We start from the raw sequence: 16,970 nt of genomic DNA on the forward strand, positions 1-16,970 counted from the left end.
AAAGCTGCTTCAGTTTACCTCCAGCAGGTTCTTGACAGGCAGTTTTGGAAAAGGTGCATGGGGCTCGGCCTGGTACCAATATACCACCGAGCTGATGTCGGACTGCTGCGGCAGGTAGCGGTGGTCGCTGCGCCAGCCCAGGTCCTGGATGGTTACCCTTAGGTCTTTATCGAAGCGAATGGGATCTACAAGGTGCCAGCGGTACATGCCGAAGCGCTGTTGAGAACTGTACAGCCCATCGGGACGGATTACCTGGTGCAGACCGGCATAGGGCGTGGAGTACTCCTCGTACTGCCGGGTCTTTTTGTTCTCGAAGTTGTAGGAACCCAGGAAGTAATCTTCGGTACCGGTGCCGTTAATGGTAGGAAATTTCTTATCTCCATCCATGTAAAACTTGATTTCGCCCTCGCCCCACCAGCCGTTGTTGTTAACGCCCCAGGCCATATAGGTGCCTACATAATGGCCTTTACCCCTGATGCCATCTATAAGGGTATGCAAGGAGCCTTCTGTAGGGTTACTTCTGCGAAACTGGGCATGAAAATAGGCAGCATCGGCAGGCACCTCTGTTAAAGTATAATCTATCTGATAAAAGAGTGTCATGGTTTCGGCGCCTATGTTCTCCATGGTGATCCTGCACTTTTTACGGAAGGGCATTACCCAAAAGGAGTTAAAGGCACTGCCGGGATTAACAGTTACAGCCAAAGAGTTTAAGGGCGCATATTCGCCCCAGCCCATGCCAAAGAAATCACCAACGGGTACTTCTACAGAAGGTTCTTTTTCCCCATCCCAGTAAAAGCGCAGAATGGAGAAACGCCAGTTGCCGGTAGGTGTCATCCAGATATGCTGAATAGCCCCGGAGCCATCTATTTCAGCAAGGGTAAAGGTAGTGCCAGGCTCAATTCTTATAAAGGGATTCACCTTCCAGCCCTGCCCCAGCTCCCGGGCCTGGTGTCCGTGCACGCCCTCCTCCAGCGTTGCCATGCCTCCCTTGCCGGGCTCGCCGGTAAAGTTCTCTGGACTGATGGAGCGGGTTTTTGCATTGGATAACTGGTACAGATTGCCCATGCCTGTATGTAATCCGTTAAACTGCCCGGCCTGTTGCCCCAGCATATTCAGCGAAATCCATATCAAAGCAAGTGTTATGGTTATTCTTTTCATGATGTCTTTATTAGGTTAAACACCTGTAGGTTAAACACCTGGCAGCCCCTTACCCCGAGGCGCTATGCGGCTGTTGCTTCCAGTTTGCCCTACTTCACTACTCAAATACCGGTCCTTCCTGCCTTGTAAGGCTGGGCTGCTGGCTTTGTATGGTAGGCCAGCCCTCTTCCCACAAAAGCTTGTCAAGCATCAATGATCTTCTGTTGGTGCCGTTATCGAGATATGGATTGGATTTTTTGATGGCATGGTACAATATCCAGTCGGTTCCTTCTGCATCGGTAATGATCTCTGCATTGTGTCCGGGGCCCGCAAAGCCGTAGTCCTCCCTGTTGGTTTTCAGGATAATTTCTCCGTACGGCCCCGCTGCCAGGCTATTGCCCTGTTTATCTACATAAGGGCCCAGGAGGGATAGCGAGCGCCCCACGCGCAGCTGGTAAGTACTGTTTGCACCAGCACAGCAGGAGCCCTCGGAGGCAAACAGGTAGTAGTAATCGTCTTTTTTATAGATGTAAACACCCTCAAGATGGGTAAAGGCAATATGTGTCTTTTCTCCACTTACTGCTTTACCATCTTCGGTTAGGCCAATGGCATAAATACCATGAAAGCTCCCCCAGAAAAGATACTTTTGCCCGTTCTCTTCTATGTAAAAGGGATCAATGGAGTTCTCCACCCCTACTTCATCAGAGTGGAATACTTTACCCTGGTCGGTAAAAGGACCTGTGGGCGATTCGGCTATGGCCAGGCCTATACCGGGATTTGGATCTCCCCAGGTAGAGTAGGAATAGTACATATAGTAGCTATCATCTACGGGGGTAACATCAGGCGCCCAGATGCCTCCCTGCTCCTTCCAGCCCGGCTTAATCCTGAATGCATCGTTCATGTAGGTCCAGTTCACCAGGTCTGATGAGCGGATAACGGGCACCAGCCGGTAGCCACCTTCGCTCCCCCAGTTGTCTTCGGTGCCATAGGCATAAAAGTATTCTCCTGCTCTTACAACACTGGGATCTGCCAGTACAGGCGTAAAAACAGGGTTGGTGTAGTATAGCTCTTCATCCGGATCTGTGGTAACGGGTGCCGGGCTGGGATCGGATCCTGCACATGCCAGGCAACCCTGCACCAACAGCAACAACCACACCCACCATTTTACGCTATTGGGTAAATTCATTCCTGATTAGTCTTTAGAATCTTAAAATATTCTGCTGGTTAAATTACCCTATCCCCTGCCCTTCTCCTAATAGAAAAAGGGCAGGGATAGGGCAATTATCTTACCACCTGGGGTTCTGTTCCAGGTTGGGATTGATATCCAGGTCTCGCTGTGGAATAGGCAGTAATTCGTGCTTGCCAGGCTCAAAGTTAGCAAAGCCCGGATCTCTGTCGGCCAGTTCCGGTCCCAGGTCACCCCAGCGCATCAGGTCATTCCAGCGATGACCCTCTCCTGCCAGCTCCAGCAGCCGCTCATGTTTAAGCTGCTCCAGGAACTCCTCCTGGTTCAGGTTGGGCATAACTTCGGAAAGAGGCGCCAGGTTTACACGCTCCCGAACCCTGTCTACATACTGGTAGGCCTGCTCGGTGTTGCCTGTTGCGTTCAGTACTTCAGCATACATCAGCAGCACATCTGAGTAGCGGATAAAGCGCCAGTTGTTGGGCGAGCGGTAGCCTTCTTCATCTTTCCAGTGGTCGTTCAGGAATTTTCTGAACCACACTTCTCCCTCATCATCCGGATAGCGTTCGGCAAAGGTTTGGCCATACACCATGGTAAATTCCGGACCACGTACATCTGTAGAGTCGAACAGATAAGTAGCTTCCAGACGCGGGTCTCTTTCGCCGTTAACTGTTTCCTCCTCCAGAAACTCATAAATGGGCCAGCGGCGTGCCTGCATATCAGACCAGCCAATGCCTCTTGGCGCCATAAATTGGGCAATTGAGGTACCATAGTTATGATCTGGCGTCTGCACATCGTTATCGGTAACTTCAGTAGGGTTTTCCGCAAACTGCCATTCAAACACAGACTCCATGTTATTTTCGGTGGTAATCAGGAAGTTATCGCGGTAATCAGGCACAAGGCCATAAATACCGGCACCTTCGCCCTCTACCAGCCACTGCAGGGGTGCCAGGGCAGCCTGGTAGTTTTGCTGTTGCATATAGGCTTTAGCCAGTAAGGCATTGGCGGCACCCTTTGTGGCACGGCCAATATTACCAGGTTCGGAATATGAAGCGGGCAGTGCATTGGCAGCAAAGGTAAGGTCTTCCACTATCTGGGCCCACACCTGCTCTTTTGAAGCTGTTTCCGGCAGATCTGTTGGCGTTGATGGATCCAGCATCAGGGGCACATTACCCCAAAGTGTAACCAGGTGATAGTAAAACAAGCCGCGCAGAAAGTGGGCCTCTCCCAGTAACCGTTGCTTCAGTGTGTTATCCATCTCTATATCAGGCACATTGGCAATTACCTGATTTGCCCTGAAAATACCCACATAGTTATCTACCCAGATATCGGCTACAGGACCAAAATTATAATCGGGTTGTATAAACCTGTCCAACGCGTTGGCCAGATCTGCCCAGGGGCTGGCACTATAACCAATATCTGAACGGGAGATGTAAATCATAGGCATCCAGCGGGAGAAACCACCCCTGTGGGAGGTACTGTAGATAGCATTCACCCCCTGCTGAGCATCCTGTGCATTTTGCCAGAATACTTCGATGGTTGGCTGGTTAGGATTGATAGTATCTAAATCCTCTTCGCAGCCTGCAAACACAACACCGGTTGCGATCAATATATATTGGAATATCTTTTTCATAGATTGCATCATTATTGGCTTATAGTCCAAGTTGTAAGCCTATGGAAAATACACGACTGGAAGGCCAGTTGCCCCTGTCGAAACCTCTTTCCAGAATGGCATTGTCTGCGTTACCTGTCACATCAGGATCGAGTCCGGAATACTTAGTGATAGTAAAGAGGTTTTGGCCGCTGATGTACAGGCGGGCATTCTGAATGTTGAAGCGCTCGGCCATGCCCACAGGCAGCTGGTAACCAATTTCGAGGTTACGCATGCGTACATATGATGCATTTTCCAGCCAGCGGTCGCTTTCCAGCCTGGCATTGTCGCTAAGCCCTGGATCGTCTGTGGCTACACCAAGCCTGGGATCGTCACCATCCGGATTTTCTGGTGACCATGGATCAATACCTCTTCTGAAGTTGGTGTTCTGGTAGCTGTCCAGCACCTGGCGCACACCATTCATAACCTTCTGTCCAAAAACGCCTACCAGCTGCATGTTGATGTTAAATGCACCATAAGAGGCATTGAACTGGGCTCCGGTTTGCAGCGTAGGCCAGGGCGATCCGCGGAAGGTTCTGTCCTGCTGGTTGATAGTGCCATCGCCATTCACATCCACATAGCGAACATCGCCGGGCTGGGCAAAGGGTTGTATCAGCTCACCTTCGTCATTGGTATAGGCATCAATTTCTGCCTGGCTTCGGAACAGTCCGTTTGTTTGTAAAAGGTACCATTCTCCAACTGATCGGCCTACCTGGGTACGGGTAATTCCTGTCTGAAGATAATTGATGCCCTCTCCCTGGTTACCCACATCTTCTACAGTATTTTTAATAGTGGTAAGGTTGGCTGAAACATCCCACTTAAAGGGGTTCGCCCCACTACGATAGGTAGCTGCCAGTTCAACACCCTCGTTTCTAATAGATGCTGCATTTACCGCAGGATCGCCCCCTAAATTACCCAGATACCAGGCGATAGGTAAATTCAGCAGCACATCTTCTGAAAGGGAATTGTAGTACTCTGCCGAAAGCGTGATCCTGTTGTCCAGGAAACCTGCATCAAAACCAATATTACGGCTTATTCTTTCTTCCCAGCGCAAATCGGGGTTAGCCAGCTGTGCCTGCAGGGCACCTACAAAAGCATCCTGATCGGGACCAAATATTGCCCGCGGATTGCTGTTCAGGAAGCCGATGTAATCCCAGGAATCAACTGTCACAATACCCAGCTTACCCCAGGAACCACGCAATTTCAAATCAGATATGAATGGAAGCTGGAAGAAATTCTCATCGCTGATGCGCCACCCCAGGGCTACAGAAGGAAAAAAGCTGGATCGGTATTCAGAAGCAAACCTTGAGTCCTGATCGTATCTGCCTGACAAGGTAATCAGGTATTTTTCGTTTAAGGTATAATTCAATCGGCCTAAGAAGCCTCTGATCTTATAATCAACCGGTGTTTCGCCATAGCTTACCGACTCTCCGGTAGCAGAGTTAATGGTGGTAAGATACTGTCCATTAAACATCTGCAGATTAGTACGCCCACCAGAAGTTAATTCTCTTCTGGTTGCCTGCTGCGAATACCCCACAACACCATTAATGTTATGCAGTCCAAATACCTTATTAAAATTGAGTGTATGTTCAAAAAGCAAGCTCGTGAACCTGGAGCGATCTTCATTTACTACAGAAGGTGCCGCAGGCTGGTTAAACCGATACTCCCCACGTTTTTGTAAAAACCTGGAGTAGTCAAAGCTGGCTTCGGCACCTGCATTGAAACGATAGGTGAGCGCATCAAGAATCTTCACATCCACAAATGCGTTACCGACCAGTTTTGAGTAATTGCTGCTTCTGGTGGTAATGTTGTTTACGGCAACCGGGTTCCATGCATAAGTTACAGCATCTGTTGTACCAATGCCCCAGCCCTCTGGGTTTGCTGCTGTAATGTAATTGTCACTCTGTACCGGGATTACAGGCAGCATCTGAGGCATATCGAAGAAAGGGTTCCCCCCCCAGGGTGCTTTCTGGCTGGAATAGGTGAGCAGCAGGTTTTCACCAAAAGTTACACGGCCTTTTTCGGTTTGTGAATTAATGCGCAGGGCAGCTCTGTCAAAAGAGTTACCAATCAGCACACCCTCATTGGTAAAATAGCTACCTGATACCAGGTAATTGCCGCTGCTGGATCCGCCTGAAATGGTGGCATTATAATCCTGCAGACTTCCGGTGCGGATCACTTCTTCCTGCCAGTCGGTATCTACTCCCGGGTTAAACTGATCGCTTAGGCTTGGTGGAGGGGTTAAACCGGAGTTTTCGTACTGCATGCGCTGCATGGCCGTAAATTCCTCCCGGTTCATAACATCCCAGCGCTTAGGGATCTGCTGCACGCCATACTTGGCGGTAAAGCTAACACGAGCCGGGCCCTCTTTGCCTTGTTTGGTAGTGATGATAACAACACCGTTTGCCGCCCTGGACCCATAAATAGCTGCGGCAGAAGCATCCTTTAAGATCTGAACCGATTCTATATCGTTGGTATTGATGGTGGGGTTCGCATCCGAAATCATGCCATCGATCACGTATAAAGGGCTTGTATTCCTAAAACTTGATACTCCACGTATTTCAATGTTGGCGCCGGCACCCGGTGCCCCGCTGTTCCTGACAGTAACGCCCGGAGCCAGGCCCTGGATAGACTCTGCCAGTGAAGCTGCTGTTACCCTGCTAGCGGCTTCCGGGCTTACAACACCCACCGCACCGGTAACATCTTTCTTCTGTACCGTCTGGTAACCAATAACCACCAGCTCCTGCAGCGATTCTACATCTTCGGCCATCTGGAGGTTTATTACAGACTGGGTGCCTACGGCTACCTCCTGATCCTCATAACCTACAAAAGAAAAGACCAGCACAGGCTGCTGATACTCATCCGGAATACTCAGGCGGTAATTTCCGTCCATATCCGTTACGGTACCAACGCCAGTATCTTTTACCCTGATGGATACCCCGGGCAGGCCTTCTCCTGTATCGTCGGTTACCCTGCCGGTTACAATTCTTTCCAGCGCATTTGTTGCACTGCGAACATCAAACTTCCCGCCGAACGCCCCTGTTGCGGCCGGAGCAGCAGCTCTTAAACCATTGCCTGGCAGCAAACCGGCAGCCATGTTTAACGCACCAGCACGATGGGTTTGCCTTGCCCCCTGTTCAGCCTTCAGCAAATTCAGACCTGCTGAATGTTGTGCCGAAGCTGCAGTGGCAAGACAACACACCGCTAATGCAAGCCCGAACATGCTTAACCAATGTGTAAATCCTTTTTTCATAAGTTGTTGGTTAGTATTAGTAGGTAAAAAATCCTTTGGTACTATTCTTCTTTCAGCTCTACTAAGGAGGAGTCGTATAGCTTGCTATGCACCGCTCTTAGCTGCTCTGCCGGAATTTTAATGATCCGGCGGTCATACGTCATCAGGCCATTCGTTTCTATTTCCACATCAGTGGTTTGGGTGTAAATAGCAGCCGATAAACCTTTCGGAATCATATCCTCCAGGCGGTCGATAAACTCCTTGTATTTCTCAAAGAGCTCCTCCTTGTTTTTAAAGCTCTGGTAGCCCCAGTTATCTTTTGTCTGCCAGGTGTGGCCCTCTACAGGCAGCCCCAGGCCGCCATATTCTCCCAGCACCAATATTCTGTCTTTGCCAAAAAGATCCGACCTTGGCATGGCCGGGTCGGGGTAATTATGAATATCGATGATATGGCCTACCGGATGGAAGTTGCCGCCACTGGCGGTATTAACCAGGCGTGAAGGGTCTCTCTCCATAGTCCAGTTGGTAATTTCTTCAGTCTTAAACTGGCCCCAGGCTTCGTTAAAGGGCACCCACACCACAATGCTGGGAAAGTTGTGGAAGTCATCCATAATGGCTGCCCACTCGGTGCGGAATATCTTTTCTGATTCAGGGCTGCGCTCCATGTCTTCGCCTATACCCGCAATGCCCGGGTTATTGCCCCAGCGCCCGCCCCAGTCGCCATTGGGCATATCCTGCCATACCAGCATGCCCAGCCTGTCAGCATGGTAGTACCAGCGGGCGGGCTCTACCTTTACATGCTTGCGGATCATGTTAAAGCCCATTTCTTTTGTTTTCTGAATATCGAAGAGCAGTGCCTCGTCGGTGGGGGCCGTGTAGAGACCATCGGGCCACCAGCCCTGGTCGAGCGGCCCAAACTGGAAGACAAACCTATTATTGAGGAGCATGCGCTGAATACCATTTTCATCCGGTTCCATGCTGATCTTGCGCATGCCAAAATAGCTTTGTACCCGATCTACCACCCGTCCGTTGCGCAGCAGGCTTAGCTGAAGGTTATACAGGAAAGGATTTTCCGGCGACCAGAGCTTTTGGTCCTTCAGCTGCAGCACAGCCTCCTGCCCTGCCGCCACCTCTGTTTCGGCAACTTTGGTATTGCCATCCAGAGCAGTGATCCTGATGCGGTCATTTGCCTGCTGATTTTCCAGCTGTACATTTACGGTAAGGCTCTGCTTATCGATATCGGGGGTTTGTCTGGTTCCGGCGATGTAGGTCTGCGGCACCGGCTCCAGCCATACTGTTTGCCAGATGCCCGTAACAGGGGTATACCAGATGGCATGGGGCTCATTAACCTGCTTGCCGCGGGGCTGGGGGCCTTCGTCTGTTGGGTCCCACACCCGTACTACTATTTCCTGCTGGCTGCCATTGCGCAGGTGGGGTGTTATATCAAAAGTAAAGGGATCGTAGCCGCCTTCGTGGGTGCCTGCCTCCCTGCCATTCACCCACACCTGCGTCTGCCAGTCTACAGCTCCGAAGTGGAGCAGTAACTTTTGGCGCCGAAGGCTGGCTGGTACTTTAACTGTTGTTCTGTACCAAAGCACACTGTCTTTGCCCACTCTTTTGCCTACGCCCGAGAGGGCTGATTCAGGGGCAAAGGGCACTAAAATACTGCCGCTGAACTGTGCAGGAGCAGCCTGATCTTTTGGTGTGATGGTGTACTCCCAGAGTCCGTTTAGGTTCTGCCAGTTCTCGCGCACCATTTGCGGCCGCGGATACTCTGCCAGGGGTGCTGCAGGATTCACCTTTTCTGCCCAGGGAGAAGTGATCCTGTCAGCAACAGGTTTCCAGGAAGCCTGCTGGGCTTTTACAAGCCCCTGCGAAATCAGTAAAGTAAAAAAAATCAGAAAGTAGAATTTATTCATAGACCCAAGAGTATAGTTAGTTGTCTCTTACAGGCTGCAGCTCTGTTACTGCAGGATATGTTCTTTTGATACTCGCCAGAGGATGTACTCATCCAAAGGATGTAAGCACCCCTTTGCCTGCTCACAGAACCAGCAAAAATTTCAGTCCTGCGCGTTTAGCAGCCAGCTACCGCTAAATTGTCAGGCAAAAGCTCATTCAGTTTAGTTCAATCGATTGCAAGTATCAGTACTCGCAAGAACGAGGATTAGATTTTACACAGGCTGTATCAGCAGGTCAGAATTTCTTCAAATCCTCTCAAAAATTATTTGCAAACGATTGTAAAGCATTTTTGAGACGATTTATGGAAGTTTGATACAGGATGTAGAAGCTTTGTGGCTATCTTTAGTAAGCGGCATTTTTAACTGATACAGGGGCCTGATATGCGCAACACTATGAAGTATAAATCAGTATGGCTGGTGGCGGTACTCCTTTTTATTGGGGAGGCTTTAAGCGCACAATCCTACTATTTCAGAAACTACCAGGTAGAATCCGGCCTTTCGCACAACTCTGGGATCTGCACCATGCAGGACAAGCAGGGCTTTCTGTGGTTTGGCACTAAAGATGGCCTTAACCGCTTCGATGGCCATACTTTTAAAGTATTTCGCAACAATACAAATGATACCAGCAGCATTGGCAGTAATTTTATACAGGCACTCTACGAGAGCGGGGGTAAACTTTGGGTGGGAACCGACAAGGGCCTCTACCAGTATGATGAAAAAACAGAGAAATTTAGCCTGCTAAAGATCACCACCAACAGCTACATTCGTGATATTACTGAAGACAAGGCCGGAAATCTGTGGTTTATCTCTGGCTTTACCCTCTACCGCTACGACAGAAGCAGGCAGGTGCTACAGTCTTACGAAACCAATAAATACTTCCTGGCCACCTCGCTGTGCATTACCCCTGATGGTACCTTATGGGTATCCAGCACCGAAGGCACCCTTAACAGCTACAATGCAGCCCATGATGCCTTCGTCAGCTATGATGTGTTTGAGAACTCCAGCCCTGCGGCTACAGACTGGATCGAAACCATCTATCCAACCGGGCAGGAATCAATACTGGTGGGTACCCAAAGCCAGGGGTTTAAGCTGTTTAGCACCAGGCATGGCAGTTACCAGGATATACTCACCCATGATACCGACAGCTCTGCCCTCTTTGTGCGGGATTTTGTAAAGAGCAGCGAAAACGAGTTTTGGGTAGCTACCGAAGCCGGTATGTACATTTATGATTTAGAAAAGGGTACCCTTACCAACCTCAAAAAGAGCTATAACAACCCCTATTCTATTTCTGATAACGCTATATACACCCTCTATAAAGACCAGGAGGGCGGTATCTGGGCCGGTACCTATTTTGGCGGCGTTAATTATTACCCAAAGCAATACACTCCCTTCGAAAAATTTTTCCCTAAAATGAGTGAAAACTCCATTAGCGGAAATGCCGTGCGCGAAATTTGCCAGGACCGCTGGGGAAACATCTGGATTGGTACAGAAGATGCCGGCCTCAATAAATTTAATCCCAAAACCGGGCAGTTCACCAACTATAATACCAGCGACCAGAAGCGTGGGCTATCTCATTACAACATTCATGGCCTTCTGGCCATTGGCGATGAGCTCTGGATCGGTACCTTTCACCAGGGGCTTGATGTGATGGACATCAAAACCGGTAAAATTATACGGCACTATGGTGCAGGTCCACAGGAGGGTGCCTTAAAAAGCGACTTTGTGTATGCTATTCTGAAAACCCGCTCCGGGAAAATACTGGTAAGTACCTCTGCAGGAATAAACCAGTATAATGCCGAGAAAGATGAGTTCGATCCTGTGTCTCACTTTCCGGATCAGTTTTACACGATTATGTTTGAGGACTCGGAAGGGGTGCTCTGGGCCGGCACCTACCGCGATGGTCTGTACTACTACAACCCCGCCACCCGGCAGAAGGGATTTTATAAAAACGAAGCTCAGAATGCCAGTAGCCTAAGCAATAATGCTGTCAACGGTATTTTTGAAGACAGCAAGCATAATTTATGGATTACCACAGAAGATGGACTGAACCTGTTTAATCGTAAGGAAAAGCAATTCAGGAGAATTAATACTGAGGAGGGCCTGCCCAGCAATGTTACCTACCGGGTGCTGGAAGATAAAGATCAGCACCTTTGGATAAGCACATCCAAAGGCCTGGTGTGGTACGATCCGGCTACAGAGGAAATGATCGTGTATACCAAAGCTCATGGCCTGCTGAGTGATCAGCTAAACTATGGCTCATCCTATATGGATGCCGATGGTAGCATGTATTTTGGAACTGTTAAGGGGCTCATGCGCTTTGACCACACCAAATTTCTCAAAAACACCTACATCCCTCCCATCTATTTAACGGGCTTTCAGGTGCACAACCAGGAGCTGCCGGTAAACAAGCCCAACTCTCCCCTTCAGAATTCCATTACCTTTACTGATAAGATTGTACTGAATCATAAGCAGTCGTCCTTTAGCCTCGATTTTGCAGCGCTTAGCTATACCGCCCCCGGTATGGCAGAGTATGCCTACAAAATGGAGGGGCTGGACAGAGACTGGACTTACCTTAAAACAAACCGAAAGGTATATTTTACCCAGCTGCCGCCAGGGAACTACACCTTCCAGGTAAAAGCCTCAAACAGCAGCGGCTTGTGGAATGAAAAAGCAACAAGCCTGGAGATTGTTATACTCCCCCCCTTCTGGGCCAGCTCCTGGGCTTATGCCATCTATGCACTGCTGGGCATTTCGCTGGTCATGCTGGGGGTAACTTACTACCACCGGGTAGCGCAGCGAAAAAACCTGCGACGAATAAAGCTGCTGGAGAGTGAAAAGGAGAAGGAAATTTACCAGGCAAAGATCGAATTTTTCACCAATGTAGCCCATGAGATCAGAACACCACTGACCCTGATCAAAGGTCCGCTGGAAAACGTACTAAGATCAGCCGTAGATTGCCCAGACATAAAGGACAGCCTCCGGATCATGAACAAGAACACCAACCGCCTGCTGGATCTGACCAACCAGCTGCTTGACTTCCGGAAAACAGAAGCAAAAGGCTTTAGCCTGAACTTTGTGAAGGTGAATATTTCTGAACTGGTGGAAGAAACCTATTACCGGTTTAAACCCGCTGCAGATCAGAAGAATTTAAGCTACAAGCTCAACCTGCCTGAAGCACCCCTTTTTGCCTTTGTAGATAAGGAAGCCTTTACCAAAATCTTGAGCAACCTGCTGAACAATGCCCTTAAATATGCGGAGAGCAGGGTGCAGCTAAGCTTTACACCGCTCTCTCCTGCCGATAAGGAGTTTGTGATCGAGATCCGGAACGACGGGCACCTGATTCCTTACGAGATGAAGCAAAAGATCTTTGAACCATTTTTCAGGCTGAAGGAATCAGAAAATGAATTGGGAACCGGCATTGGGCTATCCCTGTCGCGTTCGCTGGCCGAGCTGCACAAAGGCACACTGGTACTCAAGCAGAGCGAAAGTGATCTTAACGTTTTTGTGCTGAGCCTGCCGCTGCACCAGGAAAATGAGTTTAACCTGTACGACGATCAGCTGGCAGAAACCAACAACGCAGAGCTCCATAAAGAAGAGCCTGAGCCAGCCGGAGAAACCAGGCCCAACCTGCTGCTGGTAGAAAACAACCGGGAAATGCTGGAGTTTATTGCCGGAGAGTTAAGTGCAGACTACCACATCCTTAAAGCCTACAATGGCGAGAGAGCACTGGAGCTGCTGCAGAAAGAAAGCGTTCAGCTGATCGTGAGCGATGTGATGATGGACGGTATGGGAGGCTTTGAGCTATGCAAACAGGTAAAAGCCAACATAGACAATAGCCACATTCCAATTATCCTGCTCACCGCCAAAAACAGCCTGCAGGCCAAGATTGAGGGTTTGGAGTCTGGCGCAGATGCCTATATCGAAAAACCGTTCTCTCCCGAGCACCTGAAGGTGCAAATCACCAACCTGCTCACCAACCGGACGAAGATCAAGGAGTACTTCTCCAGCTCACCCCTGGTCCATCTCAAAAGCATAGCCTACAGCAAAGCCGATGAGCTCTTCCTGGAGAAGCTAAACGAAGCCATCTACAAAAACATAGCCGATGCCGACCTGAACGTAGACCACCTGGCGGAGATCATGAACATGAGCCGCCCCACCCTCTACCGGAAAATCAAGGCCATCTCTAACCTTACCCCCAACGAGCTCATCAACATTGCCCGCCTGAAAAAGGCAGCAGAGCTCTTAATAGAGGGTGAGTATAAGATCTATGAAATAGCGAACATTGTGGGCTACAACTCCCAAACCAGCTTTGGCAGAAACTTCCTTAAGCAGTTCGGGATGACCCCTTCTGAATATGCGAGTGCTAAGGTTGGGGTGGTGAAATAAAATAGAGCCAAGCCCTGGAGGTTTTAGAACTTCCAGGGTGGGTAACTGCTACCTTACCACCACCTTTGATACACTCATTTTATTTCCGGCAGTAATATATAGCAGGAACATCCCTGTACTTCTTAACTGGATGTTTGTGCTGGTACCATCCATATCCTGTTCCAGCACCAGTTTACCCTGCAGGTCTCTTACCTGTATTTTGATTGCTACTCCTGGAGCAGCACTGTTTACCTCCACCGTAAAACGATCACCAGCACTGGGGTTGGGATACACCCTCACCTGCTTTAGCGGCACCCAGCCTGCAGGCAAACCAGTAGGGTCTGTTTCCGGAAAGTATCGATCTGGCACATTCAGGGTAGGATCGATGTAGGTGAGCGGTACCCGTATAAACTTGGGGCGGTACCCATCTGCATGTCTCCTGTCCCTGAAAGCATCGCGGCATTCGTTCTGGCAGGATACGCCCTCTACGCCATTATTAGCAAAGCCATTTACATTGTAAGAAATAAGCAGTTCGTTGTTACGGATAAATTCAGGATGTGCTGTGGCATTATAGGTTACCCAGTACTCGCCCTGGTATTTGTCTTCGATGGTATAAAGCAGCTTTTTGTTAGTGAATGGCCCCTGTGGCGAATTGCTCTCCCAGGAGTATATTTCACGGCCATAGCCACAGGTAAGAAAGCCAATATCCTGAGAGATCATATAATATTTATCCTGTAGCTTAATTACGCTAAAGCTGGGAGAAACATAATCATCAGTGCTCCCCATAACTTGTTGGGCATTCCAGTAACCGCTTGTCCAGGTGTTTCCATCAAAAAATTCCCAGGCACTTAGAATATCCTGCTCCATGGAAACCCTGGCCACCAGCGGCCGGAAGAGAATCCAGTCTTTCATTTGCCCGTAGATGTACAGGTATTGTGATGCAGAATCTACCACAACGGCGTTTCCCCACTCTATTCCACCGGGCAGGGGCAATTTTACCATTTCCTTGATAGCAGATGCATCGGTAAGATCCGGGGTGTAGATTTTTGTAAGGTAAGTAGCCCTATGTTCCATGCCTGCGCCCGTATAGGCACCCCAGAAGACCACCGTTGTATCGCCTTTGCTGTAGCCATGGCCCGGCCAGAAGTACAGTTCCTCATTTTCCGGATCCTTTACCGGTGTTCTGTTGATACCTTCCTGAGTATTATCCAGAATGGTAATGAATTCTTCCGGATGCTCCATATCCTGCACCATCATGGAATTCCTCACCTGAAACAGGCAGGGTATGCTGTTGTCGGAAGCTTCATACCCATCGATATGAGTATCGCCAAACAACCAGAGGGCACGATTTTGGGGTAGTGGTATCGATATGGTCGCATCAGATGCTACCCAGCCGCTGGTTCTGCGAAAAAACTCGGTAAATGCCTCATCTTTATAAGCAGGCGACTGGGCCAGTACCTCCTGAAACAGTACAGCGAAAAGTATTATAAAGTAAACGATCTGTTTCATGATATTAGAGACTTGTGGTGTGACAGTACACAAAGAAAATGAATGAGTAAAGGGTGTTGAACATTTCAGCAGAAAGCAGCATCAGCATAGAACATACTATCCAGCCAACAATCTACAGAGGTGTTTACCAACAAATAGATGCAGTGCTAGTTAATATTCAATTATCAGAGAAAATGGCTTATTCTAAAATGCAGGCCATTTTCAGAATGGTTCATGTAAAACAATAGGCAGTTTGACATAATTTTATATATTTGTTTGAACAAAAAGACATATTCCTTTGGAAAATAACATTTCGATTGACCATAACAGCCCACTGCCACTTCATGTGCAGGTAGAGCAACTGTTGAGAGAGATGATCAAGGATCCTGCCTATCAGAATGGAAAACTGCTGCCTAAAGAGGTAGATCTGGCCAAAAGGCTTGGTATTTCCAGGAATACAATTCGACAGGCAACCAATAAGCTGGTGCACGAAAATCTGCTGGACCGGAAAAAAGGAGTAGGCACCAAGGTGAACAAACCCAGTATTTCTACAAAGCTGGATAACTGGTTTAGTTTCTCCAAAGAGATGCACAAAAAGGGTATTGACTTTAAAAACTATAAGGTTGAAGTAAGCTGGGTGAATGCCGATGAAGAGATTGCCGCTGCCCTGCAAATAAAAAAAGCTACAAAGGTGCTGAAGCTGGAAAGGCTTAAGGGTTTCGATAAGGGACCATTTGTATACTTTATCTCCTACTTTCATCCGCGGGTTGGCCTTACGGGTACCGAAGATTTTGAGGGATACCTGTACGATATACTTGAAAAAGATCACCATACGGTTCCCTCTATCTCCAAGGAGGAGATTTCTGCCATGCTGGCCGATGGCCGGCTTTCCAAAATGCTTGGCACGAAAACCGGCGACCCGATCCTGTTCAGAAAGCGGCTGGTGTGCGATCCCGGCGACCGCCCCATTGAGTACAACCTGGGCTATTACCGGGCCGATCAGTTCAAGTATACCATCGATATCAAGCGTTAATCTTCTAAACATGCTGTTGCTTTTGGGCATCCTTTATGCTCCTGCCTGGCTGCGATAAACTGCTAATGCTAATCCGGGCTCATCCATGGCAATTTTGCCGATGTGCCATCTGCCCAGGCTTGCTATAAACATGTGAGAATACCCCTCCCCGCCAAAAGCAATGTTCGTGGGGTTGGCAAGGGTGTGGCCTTCCCAATCATCCAGCAGCAGGCTTACTTCCTGCTTAGGGCTTACTTTATAGATGCGGTTGGGCGCATAGCACGATATGTACAGATTGCCTGCAGCATCAAATGCCACGCCGTCGGGACAGGTTTGGGGAAGGGTGGTATAGACTTCTCTGCTACCCGCACTGCCATCCTCCCTGATGGCAACTCTTTCTACCCCCGGCAGCCAGGTACAGACGATGTAGAGGTGCTTTTCATCTGCAGAAAGGGCCATGCCATTGGCAAAATTAAAAGGCCCGTTATGCCAGACACGGCCTTCTCCGGCAGTATCAAACTTGAATACCTTCCCGCTCACTTCTCTGAACGCACCACTTTCAGATACATAGAGATTACCCTGGCTGTCGAAAACCGGATAATTCGGAATATTAAAATTCACCCCGTCTGCGCCAGTAGCAAATTTCGTAAGCTGCAGGCTCTCAAGCTCCAGTTTCCAGAGGCATTTATGCTTCAGGTCGCAGAGGGCCAGCCAGCTGGCATCGGGTGAGAAGGCAATGCCTAAGATAAACCCTCCCGTATTACTTACTTCCTCCACCTGCCTGCCATCTGCCGAAATACGGTATACCTGGCCTGCCTCACCACCGGCCCATACAGAACCATTGGGGTGCACGGCAATACATTCGGGATGGTCAAGCCCATCGGCAAAGATTGATACGTTTTCAACTGATAGGGACATACAGAATAGTTTTTGAGGTTTTGGTA

The 16,970-nt window shown here is 49.0% G+C and carries 9 protein-coding genes; 2 read left to right on the forward strand and 7 right to left on the reverse strand.

The window, feature by feature from the left end; translation table 11 throughout:
* Window positions 1-9: 9 nt before the first annotated feature.
* From KWJ01_RS16415 to KWJ01_RS16435, 5 genes are all read right to left on the reverse strand, one after another.
* Window positions 10-1,158, reverse strand: a complete 1,149-nt coding sequence (locus KWJ01_RS16415; RefSeq protein WP_224997866.1) for a glycoside hydrolase family 172 protein — start codon at window positions 1,156-1,158, stop codon at window positions 10-12.
* 97 nt (window positions 1,159-1,255) lie between these two features.
* Window positions 1,256-2,323: a family 43 glycosylhydrolase gene (locus tag KWJ01_RS16420; protein ID WP_224997867.1), complete on the reverse strand. Its 1,068-nt coding sequence runs from the start codon at window positions 2,321-2,323 to the stop codon at window positions 1,256-1,258.
* 100 nt (window positions 2,324-2,423) lie between these two features.
* Window positions 2,424-3,953, reverse strand: coding sequence for a RagB/SusD family nutrient uptake outer membrane protein (locus KWJ01_RS16425; RefSeq protein ID WP_224997869.1), 1,530 nt, complete (start codon window positions 3,951-3,953; stop codon window positions 2,424-2,426).
* Between the two features lie 19 nt (window positions 3,954-3,972).
* Window positions 3,973-7,224 (reverse strand): TonB-dependent receptor, encoded by a 3,252-nt coding sequence (locus tag KWJ01_RS16430; RefSeq protein ID WP_224997871.1) that lies wholly within the window; start codon window positions 7,222-7,224, stop codon window positions 3,973-3,975.
* 41 nt (window positions 7,225-7,265) lie between these two features.
* On the reverse strand, window positions 7,266-9,122 hold the full coding sequence (locus KWJ01_RS16435) for a glycoside hydrolase family 2 protein (protein ID WP_224997873.1): 1,857 nt from the start codon (window positions 9,120-9,122) through the stop codon (window positions 7,266-7,268).
* Window positions 9,123-9,554: 432 nt separating this feature from the next.
* On the opposite strand from KWJ01_RS16435, the gene KWJ01_RS16440 reads away from it, so the two are divergent.
* The gene (locus tag KWJ01_RS16440) at window positions 9,555-13,547 is read left to right on the forward strand and encodes a two-component regulator propeller domain-containing protein (protein ID WP_224997875.1); all 3,993 of its coding nucleotides are present in this window, start codon (window positions 9,555-9,557) and stop codon (window positions 13,545-13,547) included.
* Between the two features lie 48 nt (window positions 13,548-13,595).
* Here the strand turns inward: KWJ01_RS16440 and KWJ01_RS16445 are convergent, their stop codons facing one another.
* Window positions 13,596-15,035 (reverse strand): DUF5005 domain-containing protein, encoded by a 1,440-nt coding sequence (locus KWJ01_RS16445; RefSeq protein ID WP_224997876.1) that lies wholly within the window; start codon window positions 15,033-15,035, stop codon window positions 13,596-13,598.
* Between the two features lie 277 nt (window positions 15,036-15,312).
* On the opposite strand from KWJ01_RS16445, the gene KWJ01_RS16450 reads away from it, so the two are divergent.
* Entirely contained in the window at window positions 15,313-16,047 is a 735-nt protein-coding gene (locus KWJ01_RS16450; protein WP_224997878.1) for a GntR family transcriptional regulator, read from the forward strand.
* A 33-nt stretch (window positions 16,048-16,080) separates the two neighbouring features.
* Here KWJ01_RS16450 and KWJ01_RS16455 read toward each other — a convergent pair whose 3' ends face one another.
* Complete coding sequence (locus KWJ01_RS16455; protein WP_224997880.1) at window positions 16,081-16,944, reverse strand: SMP-30/gluconolactonase/LRE family protein; 864 nt, start codon at window positions 16,942-16,944, stop codon at window positions 16,081-16,083.
* Between the last annotated feature and the right edge of the window lie 26 nt (window positions 16,945-16,970).

It is taken from the genome of Cesiribacter sp. SM1, from assembly GCF_020178975.1.
Lineage (GTDB): Bacteria > Bacteroidota > Bacteroidia > Cytophagales > Cyclobacteriaceae > Cesiribacter.

What these genes read in the sequence shown, in the direction of transcription:
- KWJ01_RS16425 (WP_224997869.1), bottom strand. Translation starts at nt 3,953, where the DNA reads ATGAAAAAGATATTCCAATATATATTGATCGCAACCGGTGTTGTGTTT.
- KWJ01_RS16420 (WP_224997867.1), bottom strand. Translation starts at nt 2,323, where the DNA reads ATGAATTTACCCAATAGCGTAAAATGGTGGGTGTGGTTGTTGCTGTTG.
- KWJ01_RS16440 (WP_224997875.1), top strand. Translation starts at nt 9,555, where the DNA reads ATGAAGTATAAATCAGTATGGCTGGTGGCGGTACTCCTTTTTATTGGG.
- KWJ01_RS16445 (WP_224997876.1), bottom strand. Translation starts at nt 15,035, where the DNA reads ATGAAACAGATCGTTTACTTTATAATACTTTTCGCTGTACTGTTTCAG.
- KWJ01_RS16435 (WP_224997873.1), bottom strand. Translation starts at nt 9,122, where the DNA reads ATGAATAAATTCTACTTTCTGATTTTTTTTACTTTACTGATTTCGCAG.
- KWJ01_RS16415 (WP_224997866.1), bottom strand. Translation starts at nt 1,158, where the DNA reads ATGAAAAGAATAACCATAACACTTGCTTTGATATGGATTTCGCTGAAT.
- KWJ01_RS16455 (WP_224997880.1), bottom strand. Translation starts at nt 16,944, where the DNA reads ATGTCCCTATCAGTTGAAAACGTATCAATCTTTGCCGATGGGCTTGAC.
- KWJ01_RS16430 (WP_224997871.1), bottom strand. Translation starts at nt 7,224, where the DNA reads ATGAAAAAAGGATTTACACATTGGTTAAGCATGTTCGGGCTTGCATTA.